The sequence below is a fragment of the Candidatus Viadribacter manganicus genome (genome assembly GCF_001679665.1).
GTDB lineage: Bacteria > Pseudomonadota > Alphaproteobacteria > Caulobacterales > Aquidulcibacteraceae > Vitreimonas > Vitreimonas manganica.
Map to the genome: position 1 here is coordinate 2,537,616 of NZ_CP013244.1, position 15,053 is coordinate 2,552,668.

19 protein-coding genes are annotated in these 15,053 nt (G+C 59.3%); 17 read left to right on the forward strand and 2 right to left on the reverse strand.

All coding sequences use genetic code 11. From position 1 onward, the window contains the following. Positions 1-14: 14 nt before the first annotated feature. The 14 genes from ATE48_RS13000 to ATE48_RS13065 all read left to right on the forward strand — a co-directional run bounded on the left by ATE48_RS13000 (position 15) and on the right by ATE48_RS13065 (position 11,295). On the forward strand, positions 15-2,855 hold the full coding sequence (locus tag ATE48_RS13000; protein ID WP_066772171.1) for a methyl-accepting chemotaxis protein: 2,841 nt from the start codon (positions 15-17) through the stop codon (positions 2,853-2,855). Between the two features lie 10 nt (positions 2,856-2,865). Then, the gene (locus ATE48_RS13005) at positions 2,866-3,129 is read left to right on the forward strand and encodes an STAS domain-containing protein (protein WP_066772172.1); all 264 of its coding nucleotides are present in this window, start codon (positions 2,866-2,868) and stop codon (positions 3,127-3,129) included. After that, entirely contained in the window at positions 3,126-3,491 is a 366-nt protein-coding gene (locus ATE48_RS13010; RefSeq protein ID WP_066772174.1) for a response regulator, read from the forward strand. Before ATE48_RS13005 ends, ATE48_RS13010 begins: the two co-directional genes overlap by 4 nt. A 12-nt stretch (positions 3,492-3,503) precedes the next feature. Beyond that, a complete protein-coding gene (locus ATE48_RS13015) occupies positions 3,504-5,615 on the forward strand; it encodes a chemotaxis protein CheA (protein WP_066772176.1) in 2,112 nt (703 codons plus the stop codon). A 3-nt stretch (positions 5,616-5,618) separates the two neighbouring features. After that, positions 5,619-6,083, forward strand: a complete 465-nt coding sequence (locus ATE48_RS13020; protein WP_066772180.1) for a chemotaxis protein CheW — start codon at positions 5,619-5,621, stop codon at positions 6,081-6,083. Further along, positions 6,080-6,955, forward strand: coding sequence for a CheR family methyltransferase (locus ATE48_RS13025; protein ID WP_066772185.1), 876 nt, complete (start codon positions 6,080-6,082; stop codon positions 6,953-6,955). Before ATE48_RS13020 ends, ATE48_RS13025 begins: the two co-directional genes overlap by 4 nt. Beyond that, a complete protein-coding gene (locus ATE48_RS13030; RefSeq protein WP_066772187.1) occupies positions 6,952-7,968 on the forward strand; it encodes a protein-glutamate methylesterase/protein-glutamine glutaminase in 1,017 nt (338 codons plus the stop codon). The genes ATE48_RS13025 and ATE48_RS13030 overlap by 4 nt, the downstream gene beginning before the upstream one ends. Further along, positions 7,968-8,357, forward strand: a complete 390-nt coding sequence (locus tag ATE48_RS13035) for a response regulator (protein WP_066772188.1) — start codon at positions 7,968-7,970, stop codon at positions 8,355-8,357. Before ATE48_RS13030 ends, ATE48_RS13035 begins: the two co-directional genes overlap by 1 nt. Further along, positions 8,354-8,911 carry a chemotaxis protein CheD gene (locus tag ATE48_RS13040; RefSeq protein WP_066772191.1) on the forward strand — a complete coding sequence of 186 codons (558 nt, stop codon included), beginning with the start codon at positions 8,354-8,356 and terminating at the stop codon, positions 8,909-8,911. The genes ATE48_RS13035 and ATE48_RS13040 overlap by 4 nt, the downstream gene beginning before the upstream one ends. Continuing rightward, positions 8,908-9,276, forward strand: a complete 369-nt coding sequence (locus tag ATE48_RS13045) for a hypothetical protein (protein WP_066772193.1) — start codon at positions 8,908-8,910, stop codon at positions 9,274-9,276. Before ATE48_RS13040 ends, ATE48_RS13045 begins: the two co-directional genes overlap by 4 nt. Before the next feature lie 6 nt (positions 9,277-9,282). Beyond that, on the forward strand, positions 9,283-9,879 hold the full coding sequence (locus ATE48_RS13050; RefSeq protein WP_066772195.1) for a response regulator: 597 nt from the start codon (positions 9,283-9,285) through the stop codon (positions 9,877-9,879). After that, positions 9,876-10,334 carry a hypothetical protein gene (locus tag ATE48_RS13055; protein WP_066772198.1) on the forward strand — a complete coding sequence of 153 codons (459 nt, stop codon included), beginning with the start codon at positions 9,876-9,878 and terminating at the stop codon, positions 10,332-10,334. The genes ATE48_RS13050 and ATE48_RS13055 overlap by 4 nt, the downstream gene beginning before the upstream one ends. A 104-nt stretch (positions 10,335-10,438) precedes the next feature. Beyond that, positions 10,439-10,828, forward strand: coding sequence for a hypothetical protein (locus ATE48_RS13060; RefSeq protein ID WP_066775064.1), 390 nt, complete (start codon positions 10,439-10,441; stop codon positions 10,826-10,828). Between the two features lie 65 nt (positions 10,829-10,893). Beyond that, complete coding sequence (locus ATE48_RS13065) at positions 10,894-11,295, forward strand: hypothetical protein (protein WP_228126616.1); 402 nt, start codon at positions 10,894-10,896, stop codon at positions 11,293-11,295. Positions 11,296-11,304: 9 nt separating this feature from the next. Here ATE48_RS13065 and ATE48_RS13070 read toward each other — a convergent pair whose 3' ends face one another. Continuing rightward, the gene (locus tag ATE48_RS13070; RefSeq protein ID WP_066772200.1) at positions 11,305-11,649 is read right to left on the reverse strand and encodes a c-type cytochrome; all 345 of its coding nucleotides are present in this window, start codon (positions 11,647-11,649) and stop codon (positions 11,305-11,307) included. A gap of 12 nt (positions 11,650-11,661) precedes the next feature. Further along, the gene (locus ATE48_RS13075; RefSeq protein WP_066772202.1) at positions 11,662-12,333 is read right to left on the reverse strand and encodes a helix-turn-helix domain-containing protein; all 672 of its coding nucleotides are present in this window, start codon (positions 12,331-12,333) and stop codon (positions 11,662-11,664) included. Positions 12,334-12,486: 153 nt separating this feature from the next. On the opposite strand from ATE48_RS13075, the gene ATE48_RS13080 reads away from it, so the two are divergent. The 3 genes from ATE48_RS13080 to ATE48_RS13090 are packed head-to-tail and all read left to right on the forward strand — an operon-like array spanning position 12,487 to position 15,011. Then, positions 12,487-13,971: a PAS domain S-box protein gene (locus ATE48_RS13080; RefSeq protein WP_066775074.1), complete on the forward strand. Its 1,485-nt coding sequence runs from the start codon at positions 12,487-12,489 to the stop codon at positions 13,969-13,971. Next, positions 13,968-14,576: a response regulator FixJ gene (gene fixJ / locus ATE48_RS13085; protein WP_066772204.1), complete on the forward strand. Its 609-nt coding sequence runs from the start codon at positions 13,968-13,970 to the stop codon at positions 14,574-14,576. The genes ATE48_RS13080 and fixJ overlap by 4 nt, the downstream gene beginning before the upstream one ends. A 60-nt stretch (positions 14,577-14,636) precedes the next feature. Then, positions 14,637-15,011 (forward strand): response regulator transcription factor, encoded by a 375-nt coding sequence (locus tag ATE48_RS13090; protein WP_066775078.1) that lies wholly within the window; start codon positions 14,637-14,639, stop codon positions 15,009-15,011. The last annotated feature ends 42 nt before the right edge of the window (positions 15,012-15,053 follow it).

Genomic DNA, 15,053 nt, shown 5'->3' on the forward strand with positions numbered 1-15,053 from the left:
GGAAGCATTGAGCCATGTTCAAGAAGTTCAACTCGCATCTTTCGATCGGCACCCGGCTCGGTATCGTGTCGGGGCTCTTTGTGCTGTCGTCTGCAGCAGGGCTGTACTCGACCGTCACGGGCGATCTCGAAGATTTGAGCATTGCGCGGCACGAGCAAGCCGGCGCAGGCTACATGTATCGCGTGTGGAATGCTTGGCAGGGCGCCAATTGCTGCGCCGTGGAAGACTCCGATGAGTTGAACGAATTGTTCGGCACAAGCGAGGAATTTGCCGCCTTCGCCAATAGTGCGCCTGGTATCGCGCGCGACGAAGCGGCGGCGCAGTTGTTTGTCGCCATCGCGGACGGCTCGAAACTGACTTTGGATCCCGAGCTTTCAAGCTTCTACTTGATGGACGGATTGGTGAACAGAATCCCCAACATGGTGGTGGCGGAATCTACTCTGGACGCCGTAATCGAAACTGAAACCGGCACGAACCGCTCCTATGTCGTGGCGGCCAAGATCGATGCGCTTGAGGTCGCAACGAGAATGACGCGCGAAGCTTTTGGGCGTGCGATCGCGGCCGCGCCAAATCTTGCGGCCGGGCTTGAGACGCAATTGCTGGAGGCGAGCAGTATCGGCGATCAAATGGTTGAGGAGGAGCGCGGGGCGCTGCTTGGCGCCACCACGATTGCTTCTGACACTACCGAAGCCGATTTCCCGCGTATTTTGACTGCGACTTGGGAAGTGGGGGCGACGCGCCTCAACCAGGTGCTGCAAGAGCGCATTGATGGCCTGACGCGACAGCTTTGGCTTGAAGCCATGGCCTGCCTGGCGTTGCTCGCTGCAGCGGCGGGCGGCTCCTTCTTGATGGCGCGGGGGCTCAATCAACGTTTCAAGGCGCTGGGCGACGTTATGGACGGCCTGCGCTTGGGTAGCACCGAGACCGCTGTCCCATTCATGGATGACAAGTTCGAGACGGGAAAGATCGCCAGCACTCTTGAGGCGATGCGCAGCGGTCTTGAGGGTCAACAGGCGGTGCAGCTTGAGGCGAGCTATAAGAGCGCCGCCTTCGAAGGCAGCTCCGTCGCCACCATGATGGTCGATCGCGACTTTAAGGTGATTTACGCCAACTCGGCGACGATGGCGTTGTTGCGCAACAACGCCGAAACCTTCCGCAAAGTTTGGCCGACCTTCAATCCTGAGCAAATTGTCGGCTCCAACATCGACATGTTCCATAAAAATCCGTCGCACCAGCGGCAATTGCTGTCGGACCCGTCGCGTTTGCCTTACCGCACCGATATTTCGGTCGGTGATTTCAAGTTCGCTCTGAACGTCAGCGCTGTCTTCGATGCCAAGCGCAATTATGTCGGCAACATTCTGCAATGGGATGATGTGACGGCGAGCCGTATGAATGCTGGCGTGCTCGCGGCTTTGACCCGCTCGCAGGCGGTCGTCGAGTTTGGCTTGGATGGCACCATCTTGAACGCCAACGACACCTTCTGCCGGGCGGTGGGCTATGGTCTTGATGAAATAAAGGGCCGGCGCCATTCAATGTTCATGTCGGGGAACGAAGCGGGCTCCTCCGAGTATGCCGGGTTCTGGGACGCTCTGCGCCGCGGTGAATTCCAGTCCGGTAAATTCCATCGCGTCGGCAAGAACGGCAAGGATGTCTGGCTTGAGGCGACCTACAATCCGATCCTCGACGGCAATGGCAAGCCCTTCAAAATTGTCAAGCTCGCCAATGACGCAACAGCGGTTGAACTTGAGCGACGCGAGGCTGAAACTGAACGTCTTCGCGCCGGCGAGCGCCAGCTCGAAGCTGAGAACCGTCAAAAGCAGATCGTCGTCGAGTTGTTCGGCTCGGCATTCGCTAGCCTGGCCGGTGGCGATCTCACGGCGCGCATGAGCGATATGCCCGACGCCTACGTGAAACTGGGCGCAGACTTCAATATCGCGATGGAAAAGCTTGAGAAGGCGATGGGTGTTATCGTCTCGAACGCCGGCGGCATTCGCACCGGCGCCAACGAGATCTCGCAAGCCGCAGACGATTTGTCTCGCCGCACCGAGCAACAGGCCGCCAGCCTTGAAGAAACCGCCGCAGCGCTTGATGAAATCACCGCGACGGTTCGCAAGACTGCAGATGGCGCCAATCAAGCTAACAGCGTTGTCGTCGCGACCCGCGCCGACGCCGAAGCCAGCGGACGCGTCGTTCGTGAAACGGTTGCGGCTATGGCCGAAATCGAAAAGTCGGCAAAGCAAATTTCGCAGATCATCGGCGTCATCGACGAAATCTCCTTCCAGACCAATTTGCTTGCTCTCAACGCTGGCGTCGAAGCGGCGCGGGCGGGCGAAGCGGGCCGCGGCTTTGCGGTGGTTGCATCAGAAGTGCGCGCTCTGGCGCAACGTTCTTCCGAAGCCGCCAAGGAGATCAAGGGTCTCATCTCGATGAGTTCGCAGCACGTCGAAACCGGCGTCGATCTCGTCGGCGAGGCCGGCAAAGCGCTCGAAGTCATCGTCGATAAGGTGAGCGACATTAGCGGCCTCGTCGCTGAGATCGCAGCGTCGGCCCAAGAGCAAGCGACGGCCCTTGTCGAAGTCAACACCGCCATCAACCAGATGGACCAGGTCACGCAGCAGAACGCGGCCATGGTGGAAGAATCGACCGCCGCCAGCCACTCGCTGACGCAAGAGGCGGACGAACTGATGAACCTCGTTGCTCGTTTCCGCGTCGGCGACAGCGGCGGCGGCGCACACGCTGAGACCCGCGCGCGCAAGCCGGCCGCGAGCCAACCGGTGATGCAACAGCGCAAGCGTGTTGCGCAGTTCGCCGCCGGCAACGCCGCGCCGAAGACTGACGACTGGCAAGATTTCTAAGGGGAAGCGCATGCAACTTGCTTCAATCTTAGACTTGGCGGCCGCCGCTCCGCTCAGCGCTGCGCTCCGTGCTCAACGCGGCAAGCCGATCGAGCTTGATGTCTCCGCCGTAGAGCGCCTGGGAGGACTTTGCCTTCAGGTGCTCGTTGCGGCGCAGCGGGCCTGGCAAGCGGACGGTGTGCCGTTCACTTTGGTCAATCCTTCACAACCCTTCGCTGACGCCGTCCGCTTGATGGCCGCAGACGAGCTCACGGCTTCGGAGATTATCAGGTGAGCAAGAAAATTCTGACCGTGGATGACTCGCGCATGATGCGAGAGATGTTGTTGATGGTGCTGAAAGGCGCCGGCTTCGATGTTGTGCAAGCCGAAGACGGCGAAGAGGGCCTTGCGGTTTTGGGGGATGCTCAACCGGACCTCATCATCACTGACATCAACATGCCCAAGCTCGATGGTTACGGCTTCATCGAAGGCGTGCGGTGCGATGATCGCTATCGGGCAGTGCCCATCTTGGTGCTCTCGACCGAGAGTAGCTCCGAGAAGAAAGCGCGCGCGCGCGAAGCGGGCGCTACCGGTTGGATCGTGAAACCGTTTCAAGCCGAAACGCTGATCGAAGTCGTTCGCCGTGTTTGCGCCTAAGGACGAAATCTAATGGACCCGATGGACGCGATCAAAGCTACATACTTTCAGGAATGCGACGAACTGCTCGCAAGCCTGGAAGAGGGGCTGCTCGCGTTGCAGACGGGCGATGGTGATAACGACACCATCAATGCGGTGTTTCGCGCGGTGCACTCGATCAAAGGCGGCGCTGGTGCGTTCGGCTTCGAGGACATGGTCGAGTTCGCGCATGTGTTTGAGACATCTCTCGATGAAATGCGCTCCGGCCGCCTCGACCCCGATCCACATGTGCTCAAAGTTATGCTGCGCGCCTCAGATGTGTTGGCCGATCACGTTCAAGCCGCAAAAGGCGAAGGTGTCGTCGACGCCGTACGCGCTCAGGCGATGTCAGAGGAACTCGAAGCGCTGACTGCACCGCCCGTGGCTGCCGTGAACGCTGCGCCGGTCGCGGCCGAGTTAGAAAAGGATGAGTGGGGCTTTGCACCGCTCAAAGTAGAGTTCGACATGGAGCCGGAGGCCCCGGCGCCGTGGATGCTCACGATGCGGCCAACCTCGGCAATGTACGCAAAGGGGCATGATGCTGCGCTGTTCTTGCGAGAATTGGCCAGGCTCGGTGAAATCAAAGCGACGCTGGATGTGAGCTTATTGCCGGATCTCTTAACGCTGGACGCGGAAGCGGCGTATTGCGGTTGGACCGTCGAGCTTGCCGCGGAGATCGCTGAGCAGGCGATTTTGGATGTCTTCGACTTTGTCGGCGATGATTGCGCGATCAAACTGCGTCGCGCCGGTTCTGAGCTGGAATTGCCTTTCGTGCCCGAGGCGCCGCCGGCGCCGGTCGTTGCCGTAAGCGCGCCGGTGGAAACTATCGAGGCGCTCCCGGTTGCTCAGGAAGCATCTAGCGCTGCTAAAGCCGAAGCAAAGGCTGACAATAAGTCCACCGCTCCCACAAGCGCCACCATCCGTGTTGATCTGGAACGTGTTGATCGGCTCATCGATTTGGTCGGTGAGCTTGTGATCAATCAGGCCATGCTCGCCCAGCGTGTGATGGAGAGCGAGCAGCCGCCATCATCGACGGTGACACTTGGTCTCGATGAACTGGAACAACTGACGCGCCAAATTCAAGACAGCGTCATGGCGATCCGCGCGCAGCCGGTGAAGTCCGTGTTCCAGCGTATGCCACGCCTGGTGCGCGAGATTGCGGCATCGACTGGCAAGCAGGTCCGCCTGGTGATGGAAGGCGAGGGCACCGAAGTCGACAAGACGGTGATTGAGCGACTGTCCGATCCGATCACGCACATGCTGCGCAACGCGATCGATCACGGCCTTGAAACGCCCGCTGAGCGGATTGGCGCCGGTAAGCAGGGTGAAGGCGTCGTCAGATTGTCGGCGCTTCATCGCAGCGGCCGTATCGTCATTGAGGTCTCGGATGATGGCAAAGGCATCAATCGCCCGCGCGTGCGTGAGATCGCGATAAAAAAAGGCCTGATCAGCCCCGAAGCCAATCTCAGCGACGACGAAATTGACAATCTGATCTTCCTGCCGGGCTTTTCGACCGCATCGTCGGTGTCGAACATTTCCGGACGCGGCGTCGGCATGGACGTTGTGAAGCGTTCGATCCAAGCGCTCGGCGGACGCATCGCGATCACCTCGCAGCCCGGCAAAGGCTCGAAGTTCTCGCTGTCGCTGCCGCTGACGCTGGCTGTGTTGGACGGCATGGTGATTAGCGCCTCCGACCAAACTTTGGTCGCGCCGCTCACGGCGATTATCGAAACGCTGCGGCCGAAGCCGGAAGATGTGCGCGCGCTCGGACCTACCGGCGCCGTGCTCTTGGTGCGTGGTGAGCACGTGCCGCTTATCGATGTCGGCGTCGCCCTCGGGATTCGCACAAAACCTGTCGATCCAGCCAATGGCGTTGTGCTCTTGGTTGAAAGCGAAGGCATTAGCCGCGCAGCTTTGGTCGCCGACGAAATCCAAGGCCAACGCCAGGTCGTCATCAAGAGCCTTGAAGCGAACTTTCAGCGAGTCGTCGGCATCGCGGCGGCAACGATCTTGGGTGACGGGCGTGTGGCGCTCATCCTCGATATCGAAGCGATGCTGGAACGTCGCCTCAATGAACGTGTCATCCCCTTAGCGCGAGCAAGCTGAGCCATGAGCAAAGACGAGTCACTCGGCAAAAATCTGGAACTAATTTCCTTCCGTGTCGCGGACCAGGAATTTTGTCTCGACATCATGGCCGTGCGGGAAATCCGCGGCTGGGCGCCGGCAACGCCGCTGCCGCATTCGCCGTCATACGTGCGCGGCGTCATCAATCTGCGCGGCGCCGTGTTGCCGATTATCGACCTTAAGGCCCGCCTTGGATTGGGCGTGTGCGATCCGCGTCCGAGCAGCGTCATTATCGTTGTCCACATCGGTTCGCGCCTCGTGGGCCTGCTTGTAGACGCGGTGTCAGAGATTTTGGCGGCGGATATGTCGTCGGTTCAGCCGACACCCAATGTGGGTTGCGATACTGTCGGCCGGTTTGTACGCGGCATCATCGCTCAAGAAGGGCGTATGATTTCCTGGATCGCGATCGACGAGATCATGCCCTCTGAAGAGATCGTGGAAGCGGCATGAGCGCCAGCGCTGTCCTCCGCACGCGAGAGAGCGCGATCGTCGAAGGGGAATATCCCTTCACGAAGCGCAATTTCGATCAGATCGCGACCTTCTTGCGCGAGAACACCGGCATTTCGCTCAACGATGCGAAGGCCGCTTTGGTGTATTCGCGTTTGGCCAAGCGGCTGCGCGCCCTGGGCATTGGCGATTTCGATGAATACTGCCGTTATATAGAAACCCAAGACGGCGCCGATGAGCGCCACGAGATGGTCAATGCGTTGACTACCAACGTCACGCGCTTTTTTCGTGAGCCTCACCATTTTGAATACCTCCGCCAAGAGCTTGCGCCGACGCTGATTCAAGCGGCCAAGCATGGAAAGCGGGTGCGTCTTTGGTCAGCGGCGTGCTCGAGCGGTGAGGAGCCCTATTCGATAGCGCTCACAATGCTCGATGCTTTGCCGGATGCCGATCGCTATGACATCAAGATTCTTGCGTCCGACATCGACGCTAAGATCCTCGCGCGTGCTCGTTTGGGCGTATACCGCGACGAGGCGATAGAGCCTATTCCTGCGGCGACGCGCGAGCGCTGGCTTGCTCAAGAGCGCCAAGGCGCTGCCAAGCAATGGCGCGTTAAAGATGCTGTCCGCTCGCTGATTACCTTCAATGAGCTCAACCTCATTGGATCGTGGCCAATGCGCGGTCAGTTCGACGTGATCTTCTGCAGAAACGTCGTCATCTATTTCGAAGAGCAAACCCAAGCGCTTGTCTGGCGTCGCTTTCGCGAAGTCATGTGCCCCGATGCGCGTCTCTTCATCGGGCATTCTGAGCGCATTGACGTGGAGGGCTTCGAGAGCGCGGGTCTTACCATCTACAAGCTGGAGGGCGCAGCATGAGCAAGGTTCGCGTCCTTATCGTTGATGATTCGCCGACCATCCGCAGCATGATCTCTAATTTGCTGGGCCGTGATCCAGAAATTGAGGTTGTGGGTTGGGCCGCCGATCCAATCGACGCGCGCGAAGCGATCAAGCAGCTCAATCCGGACGTCATAACGCTCGATGTTGAGATGCCGCGGATGAATGGCATCGAGTTTTTGGAACGGTTGATGCGCCTGCGACCGATGCCGGTCTTGATGCTCTCCACACTGACGCAGGCTGGCGCAGCGGTGTCGCTGCACGCGCTTGAACTCGGGGCCATCGACTGTATCGGCAAACCCGATTTTGAAGGTTTGGCCGAGAAAGTTAAGGCGGCTGCGCGTGCGCGGGTGCGTCCCGTCGGACAACGCCAGCCCGGCCAGGCGCCGATCCAAGGCTATAGGCCGGGCTCAAAAATTCTCGCCATTGGATCATCCACCGGGGGCGTTGAGGCGTTGGATACGCTGCTCAGCAGCTTTCCGTCAAACTGCCCACCGACGGTGATTACTCAGCACATGCCAGCAACGTTCACTGCAAGCTTTGCGGCGCGTCTCGATAGAATGTGCGCGCCGAAAGTGCAGGAGGCAAGCGATGGCGCCCCGATTATGCCGGGCCATGTTTACCTCGCGCCTGGTGGCGCGGCGCACCTTGAGGTGACGGGCGGCTCTCAGCCGCGATGCCGTTTGGTCACCAGCGATCCGGTCAATGGCCACCGGCCGTCGGTCGACGTTCTGTTTCGCTCGGTGATGCGCGCTTACGGGCGCCGATCGGTTGGCGTCATTCTCACCGGCATGGGCCGCGATGGCGCTGACGGCCTTCGTGCAATGCGTGAAAGCGGCGCGAATACCGTTGGTCAGGATGAAGCGAGCTGCGTTGTCTATGGAATGCCGAAAGTCGCTTGGGAAGTAGGTGCAGTGGAACGGCAATTACCCTTGAACGCAATATCGCGCGCGATCCTTGACTTGTGCGCCCTGGAAATTCGGGGAGCCGCATAATGCCCGCCGCCGCCGCGATCAAAGTGCTCGTTGTCGACGATCAGCTGACCATGCGCGCGCTTATTCGTTCAGCCCTGCAGGAAATTGGCTTTCGCGACATCGCCGATGCGGGCGATGGCGAAGAGGGGTTTAAGTCTCTCATTGGCCGTCCGGCGCATCTTGTCATCTCCGATTTCAACATGCCCAAGATGGACGGCCTTGGCCTTCTGCGCGCCGTGCGCGCCCATGATGGAACCAAGAAGTCGGCTTTCATCATGCTGACTGGCCGTGCTGACAAAGATCTTGTCCAGCGCGCCATTCAATTCGGCGTCAACAATTACATCACTAAGCCATTTTCGCCGCTCCAGCTTCGTCAGAAGATCGAAGAAGTTTTTGGAGCTTTGACATGACGAGCATTGCTGTATCTGCGCCGCAAGAGCGCACCATGCACGTCGTTCAGGGCGAGTATCGCGTCATACGTGACCCACGCATCGTGCTATCAACGATCCTTGGATCGTGCGTGGCGACATGTATTTGGGATGATGTCGCCGGCGTTGGCGGCATGAACCACTTCTTGTTGCCGGGCGATGAAGGCGCCGGGCCCGATCAGGTGAAATATGGCGTGAACGCCATGGAATTGCTGATCAACGGACTTCTCAAAGAGGGGGCGGCGAGATCTCGCCTTCAAGGCAAATTGTTTGGCGGCGCCCACGTGGTGCAAAGCCTTGGTGATATCGGCGCGAAGAATGCGGCGTTCGCGCTGCGTTTCCTCGCCTTGGAACGTATTCCGTGTGTGGGTCAAAGCCTTGGCGGCGATCGCGCCAGGCGTGTGCGCTTTTGGCCGACGACTGGCCGCGCCAGCCAGCTCTTGCTTGAGTCGACACAGGCCAGCGAACTCTTGGCCGAACGCCAGCTCCAGCCGGCGCCGGTCGATCCATCGGCGGGAAAGGTGGAGCTGTTTTGACCGCGCTCGCCATCTCCACCGAACACGGGCGAGGTACCGCTCGTTTAACCGACACGATCGCCACTTTGAGCCAAGAGTTGGAGCGCATTCGTGTGTTGGGTCTAAAGGTGGAGCAGACGATTTGCGCCATCGCGGTGCGCTCGGCGATCGATAGCGCCGTCGTTGCCGAATTGCAGCATCTTGACGTGCTTATTCAACACATCGCGGCCTTGCGGGATTTTTCCGAACAAGTGGCGGTGGAGTGCAGCGACGACGCAAAGATCGATCTTGAAGCGGCGCTGGATCGTGTGACGCTCGCTGACGTTCGGCGCCGGCTCGCGCATGAAGGCGCCAACGACCGCCAAGACAATTGGGAAGTGTTGTAGGGTCCGATGGCGGAGCTTGCCCCCGACACACGCATTAATCTTACCAAGGCCAGCATCTTGTTGGTCGACGCCAGCGCGCACTCTCTTGATGTCACCGCGCAAATCTTGAAGGGCTTTGGCGTCTCGACGGTCCACCGCTTCAGTGATCTTAAGGACGCGGTGAAATTTCTCGCTCAGCGCACCGCCGATCTTTTCATTATCGACCCCTCTATTTCTAATGGCGAAGGCTATGAGTGCGTTCGCGATTTGCGCCATTCGGGGCGTGCAAATGCCAGCATGCCCGTCATCTTGGTCTGCGGGCACGTTCGAAAGGCTGATCTTGCGCTCGCCCGCGACAGCGGCGCTAATTTCGTCGTCGCAAAGCCGCTCGCCCCAGTGGTTTTGTTGCAACGGCTATTGTGGGTCGCCAAGGATACGCGGCCGTTTGTCGATTGTGGCAGCTATATCGGTCCGGATCGGCGGTTCAAATTCGAAGGACCGCCTGCGGGCAGTGAAGGGCGCCGCGCCGAGGACTTGAAGGCGCCGCTCGGTGACGCGACCGAACCAAATCTTTCCCAGGATGAAGTCAACGCCATGCTCAAGCCACAGCGGGTTATCATATGACGCGCGCCCGCTTTTTCTATCCTGAGGTGCGCCTCAAGCGCTTGCTCAAAGAACCAGGCGGGTTGAGGGTCGTGGACGCGCTTGATCGCGCGGACGCCGCGATTGACGCCATCCGTGATGATTGCCTGTTGGCAATCGACGGAAAGATCGCGGCGATCTCTTCGGCAGCAAAACGTGAGGGCCATCCGGACGCTCGTTACACGTTATCGAACGAAATTTACGCAGAAGCAGGCGCGCTTGGCTTGGCGGAACTCAGCGATGTGGCGCACAATCTTTGCGAACTTTTGAGTCTCGAGCGCAAGGAAGACGTGTCGGAGCAAGCAGTTCGCGTGCATGTTGATGCAATGCGCGCGCTCCGTTCGCCGGCGGTCTCCGCCAATGGCACGCTCCGGCGCGCGGTTCTGGCCGAATTGCATCGTCTGGCGGCGCGTTTGGCGGCTGCCTCGACGCGATAGAGTTAACAACACTGCAAATCGCTGTTACTCACACGTGGGCTTAACTGCGTTTGCCTACAATCACCCGACAGCCGGCAGTCCGATCGGCAAGTATGGTGATTGTCATGTCAAGTATCGTTTCGAATTCCACGCATCTTCGCAGTGAGCGTTTTGAGCCGGAACCTGTGCTGGATCCGTCCGAACAGCGTAAATTGCGCGGCCACCTTGAGCAGATCGATTATGCGGCATTCGCCGCCAATCGCACGGTTGTGGCCCAGGCGTTGGGTCGTATCGATCTTACAAAATTTGAGCATTTGGCCGTAGCTGCCGCTCACGCACGTGCGCGCTGGGCAGCGGCCGCGATCGCGATGACAGAGAAGGGCGCAAATCTGACGCCCGATCAAGTCGCGCAGCTTGGCGTGCTCCGCAAGACCTTTGAGGAGTTGACCGAGGCTTACGATGCGATGCGCCGAATGGTAGAGCGAGGGTATCTCGCCTACAACGCCCGCGCTTGATTGGTGAATAGCGAGCTCCTATGCGATCTTGACTAGGGTCAAGACAGCGAGCCTTGGAATGAGCGATGGTCTTCGGGTTGGAGATCCAAAGCATGACGCTCACCAAAATTGTGATGCACTTGGCGCGCAACCCTGAAGCGGGGTTTGCCGAAGGCAGCCGTGAACACGGATACTTGTTGGTTCTGCCGCTCACGGCGGACGGGCAAATCGATGAGGATTTGTGGCATGCGCGGCGCAGCGATTGTTCGGTACGCGCCTTCTCGCCTGATGCGCCAGTACGTGAAGGGCGTTTAGCCCGGCGCGGACACAATTGGTTCTTCGACTATGACCGCGGCGGCGTTGATGACGATGAGCCGGTGTTCAAGCTCGAGCAGCACAGGTTTGAGGTCGGTGAATACGTCACCATCAGAGATCACGATGAAACGCCGCTTGTCTACCGGATCGATGGTAAAGAGCCGCTAGACTGATCTTGGGCTTTACTCGCTGGATGATGGCGCGTCCTGGATGGATTGCAGGTACGCGACCAACGCACTTACATCGTCCGGTGCGAAAGCAAATTGCGGCATCGCTGGGTGGCCAACGCTGATGCCTTCCGCGAACGCTTCTTCAAGTGCATCCACCCGGTAGTTTTGAGAGAGCTTGCGGAATGGGGGCGCCTCCGGCGCCGGACTGTCGCCGATGCGGCCGGTCGCGTGGCAGGTGCTGCAATGTTGTTCAACGAGCGTCTGTCCGCGCGCTACTTGTGGCGGCTGTTCCACCGATTGGTGCGAAGCGCATGCGCTGGCGAGAAGAGCCGAGACGATGACGAACGCGAGCTTCATGACGCGACTTTCTCAGGCGGCTTCAAGAAGCTCCAGCGCACAACGATCACGCACAACCACGTGGCGCGAACTTGGCAGCGAGATGGTCTTGTCGCGTTCCATTTGCGTAAAGGCGCGCGACACGGTTTCGATGGTGAGCGCCAAATAATCGGCAATGTCGGCGCGCGACATCGGCAGATCGATCTCACATTGCGATGTCACGCGATCGGCAAGCTGCAAAAGGAAGGCGGCGACGCGTTCGCCGGCGCCTTTGCGGCCCAGCACCAAAGCGTGTTCCTGGGCGTTTTGTAATTGGCGCTGCATCATAGTGATGACGGCGCGCGCCGCAGAGCCGTCTTGGGTGGCGATCGTGTCGATCAACGAACGACGAACGAGAGATATCTCCGCATCGGCGACAGCCTCGGCGGAGAGAGTGTGCTGGCCACCGCATTCGAGGCCGAAGATATCGCCCGGCAAATAGAAGTTCAAAATTTGGCGCCGGCCATCGCTTGAGAAGCGAATGGTTCGAACTGCGCCGGAAACGACGCGGTAGACGTACTCGGCCGCTTCGCCTTCTCCGAACACTTCTTCGTTGCGGCGAAAGTGCATGCGCGTGCCCTGCAGGACCAAACCTGGACCTAAGGCAATAGAATCGGACACACGGTGGGCGGGGCCGCCTGACGTTTCGATACCGAGATCGCGCATGGAAGGTTCTCCTCTGCGCTCTGGGGTACGCTTGGCCGCGGGGCGAGGAAATTCGGGTCGAACGCTTAAGGGTAAACCCTTAGTTCAAAGGAGATGGCGCTGGCGCAATCGTCGCCTTGGCGCGGCGGTTTGGCAGGCTATGGTGCGAAAGTGATGCGGTTTTCCCACCTTTCAGGGCGCTTGGCGGCCGAGCTTCGTGCTCGCCCCCAGGCGTCGACCTACGCCCTCGTGGCGGCTGTGTGCGCGGTCACGGCGATTGTGGCCGTCTTGTTGGCCTGGGCGACGCCTTCCGTTCCGGTCTTGATCTTGTTTGCCCCGGTTGTCTGCGCCGTAGCGCTGATCGGCGGCCTGGGGCCGGGCTTGGCCGCGACGGTGTTGTCGATCGTCGCTGCATTCTATGCGCAACCTGGGCAGGGCGCCTCGCTTTGGGTATTTGCCATCATAGGCGTGATCGTCGCCATTGGCGGCGATTGGCTTTTTCGCAATCGGCGTATCGAAGCTAATGCCTCGCGGGCTCTGGCTGAGCGCGAAGCGCACCTGCTTTCAATTTACGACACCGCCCCCGATGCGCTGATCGTCATCGACGCTCACGGCGTCATGCAATCTTACAGCGCCGCCGCCGAGCGCATGTTCGGCTGGTCGGCTTCTGAGGTCCTCGGCCGTAACGTCAAAATGTTGATGCCACAGCCGTTTCGCGTGCAGCACGATGATTATCTCAATCGCTATCTCGATACCGGCGAGCGGCGGATCATCGGCATTGGGCGCATTGTTGTCGGTGAACGCAAGGACGGCTCGACGTTTCCTATGGAGCTGGCAGTCGGTGAAGTGCGTTCTGAACGCGGGCGCGTGTTCACTGGTTTTGTACGCGATTTGACCGAGCGGCAAGCTACGGAAACGCGGCTCCAAGAGCTGCAATCTGAGCTTGTTCACATGTCGCGTTTGAGTGCGATGGGTGAGATGGCCTCGGCCCTGGCGCATGAGCTCAATCAGCCGCTCAGCGCGCTCGCCAATTATTTGAGCGGTGCGCGGCGTCTATTGGAGCGCGCCGGAGTAAATGAGCCGCGCGCAGGAGACGCTTTGGAAAAGGCCGCTGACCAGGCATTGCGTGCTGGTGAGATTATTCGGCGCCTGCGGGATTTTCTCTCTCGGGGAGAGACCGAGCGGCGGGTCGAGGATTTGCCAAAACTTGTGCAGGAGGCCTGCGCTTTGGCCCTCGTCGGCGCGAAGGAACACGGCGTTCGGGTCAGCTACAATTTTGCGCTTGATGCCGATTTGGTGCTTGTTGATCGCGTGCAAATTCAACAGGTGATCTTGAATTTGGTGCGCAATGCGATTGACGCCATGGCCGAGCATCCACGGCGCGAACTCAAGATCGCAACCGCCCTCGAGGACGATGATATGGCGGTTGTCAGTGTGATCGATACCGGCCCGGGCGTGGATGAGGCGGCGGCGGCAAAGCTCTTCCAACCATTCGTGACGACCAAGATGAGCGGCATGGGGGTGGGCCTCTCGATTTCGCGGACCATTGTGGAAGCGCACGGTGGGCGGATCTGGACCGAGCCAAATCCGGGCGGCGGGGCGATTTTCCGATTTACTTTGAGACTGGCGCGCCAAGCTCCGGTGGAGAGTATGGCATGAGCGGGCCGGTTGTTCATATCGTTGATGATGATGCGCCGCTTCGAGATTCTATCGCGTTCTTGCTGAATGCTGAAGATCTTGAAACGCGCACTTATGAAGGCGCGGGCTTATTGCTGGGTCGCTCGGGCGAACTTGAGCCAGGGTGCATCATAACCGACATCCGCATGCCGGAGATGAACGGCTTGGAGATGGTGCAAGAGCTAAAGCGCAAGGGCGTCTTGCACCCAATTATTGTGCTCACCGGTCATGGCGACGTCTCATTGGCTGTGCAGGCGATGAAGGCTGGCGTCATCGATTTTCTCGAGAAACCTTTTGAGGATGAGGCGCTTTTGCGCGCGGTGCGAACCGCGCTTTCTGAGAGCGGCAATGAAGCGTCGCGTCATAAAGAGCTGGCGCTGATTTCTGAGCGCACAGAGCAACTTACCGCGCGTGAAAAAGATGTGTTCAAAGCCATTGTCGCCGGCGATTCCAACAAGGCGGCAGCGCTAAGATTGGGCATTAGTCCCAGAACGGTTGAGATTTATCGCGCCAACGTCATGACCAAGATGCACGCTAATTCTCTTTCGGAACTGGTTCGGATGGCGCTTTTGATCGAGCGCTCTTGAGGCAAGTCAACATCGATCTTGGCAAAGCAGGCCAAACTCAAAGCCAGTTTGGACCAGGTTGTGCGTACTCCCGCCGTTGTGGCTCTGGTTGATGACGATCCTGCCGTTCGTCATGCGATCTGCTTTGCCTTTGAGACAGCCGGCATCCCCGTGATTGCTTATAGCGATGCAGAATCAGCCCTTCTGGCGCAAAATCCGCGCGCCTGGCGCTGTCTTATTCTTGATCAGCGCTTGCCGGGCGGCACAGGCCTTAACTTGTTGGCCAAGCTGCGCGCCGACGGCGTGAGCGCAACATGCTTTCTCATCACAAGCCACCCCTCGCGTGAGCTCAAATCGCGGGCTTTGCTCGCTGGTGTCGAAATTGTCGAAAAGCCGCTCTTGGACGGCCAATTGCTCACCAAGGTGCGAAAGGTAATGGCTGACGCCCCTCGTTGATTTGGCGCAAAGCATTGGCGCAAGGTTGCGCCAAGCATCTTG

Excerpts from the sequence above, each read along its gene's own strand:
- ATE48_RS13000 (WP_066772171.1), top strand. The coding sequence starts at position 15 with ATGTTCAAGAAGTTCAACTCGCATCTTTCGATCGGCACCCGGCTCGGT.
- ATE48_RS13005 (WP_066772172.1), top strand. The coding sequence starts at position 2,866 with ATGCAACTTGCTTCAATCTTAGACTTGGCGGCCGCCGCTCCGCTCAGC.
- ATE48_RS13015 (WP_066772176.1), top strand. The coding sequence starts at position 3,504 with ATGGACCCGATGGACGCGATCAAAGCTACATACTTTCAGGAATGCGAC.
- ATE48_RS13020 (WP_066772180.1), top strand. The coding sequence starts at position 5,619 with ATGAGCAAAGACGAGTCACTCGGCAAAAATCTGGAACTAATTTCCTTC.
- ATE48_RS13025 (WP_066772185.1), top strand. The coding sequence starts at position 6,080 with ATGAGCGCCAGCGCTGTCCTCCGCACGCGAGAGAGCGCGATCGTCGAA.
- ATE48_RS13030 (WP_066772187.1), top strand. The coding sequence starts at position 6,952 with ATGAGCAAGGTTCGCGTCCTTATCGTTGATGATTCGCCGACCATCCGC.
- ATE48_RS13035 (WP_066772188.1), top strand. The coding sequence starts at position 7,968 with ATGCCCGCCGCCGCCGCGATCAAAGTGCTCGTTGTCGACGATCAGCTG.
- ATE48_RS13040 (WP_066772191.1), top strand. The coding sequence starts at position 8,354 with ATGACGAGCATTGCTGTATCTGCGCCGCAAGAGCGCACCATGCACGTC.
- ATE48_RS13050 (WP_066772195.1), top strand. The coding sequence starts at position 9,283 with ATGGCGGAGCTTGCCCCCGACACACGCATTAATCTTACCAAGGCCAGC.
- ATE48_RS13055 (WP_066772198.1), top strand. The coding sequence starts at position 9,876 with ATGACGCGCGCCCGCTTTTTCTATCCTGAGGTGCGCCTCAAGCGCTTG.
- ATE48_RS13060 (WP_066775064.1), top strand. The coding sequence starts at position 10,439 with ATGTCAAGTATCGTTTCGAATTCCACGCATCTTCGCAGTGAGCGTTTT.
- ATE48_RS13065 (WP_228126616.1), top strand. The coding sequence starts at position 10,894 with ATGGTCTTCGGGTTGGAGATCCAAAGCATGACGCTCACCAAAATTGTG.
- ATE48_RS13070 (WP_066772200.1), bottom strand. The coding sequence starts at position 11,649 with ATGAAGCTCGCGTTCGTCATCGTCTCGGCTCTTCTCGCCAGCGCATGC.
- ATE48_RS13075 (WP_066772202.1), bottom strand. The coding sequence starts at position 12,333 with ATGCGCGATCTCGGTATCGAAACGTCAGGCGGCCCCGCCCACCGTGTG.
- ATE48_RS13080 (WP_066775074.1), top strand. The coding sequence starts at position 12,487 with ATGCGGTTTTCCCACCTTTCAGGGCGCTTGGCGGCCGAGCTTCGTGCT.
- fixJ (WP_066772204.1), top strand. The coding sequence starts at position 13,968 with ATGAGCGGGCCGGTTGTTCATATCGTTGATGATGATGCGCCGCTTCGA.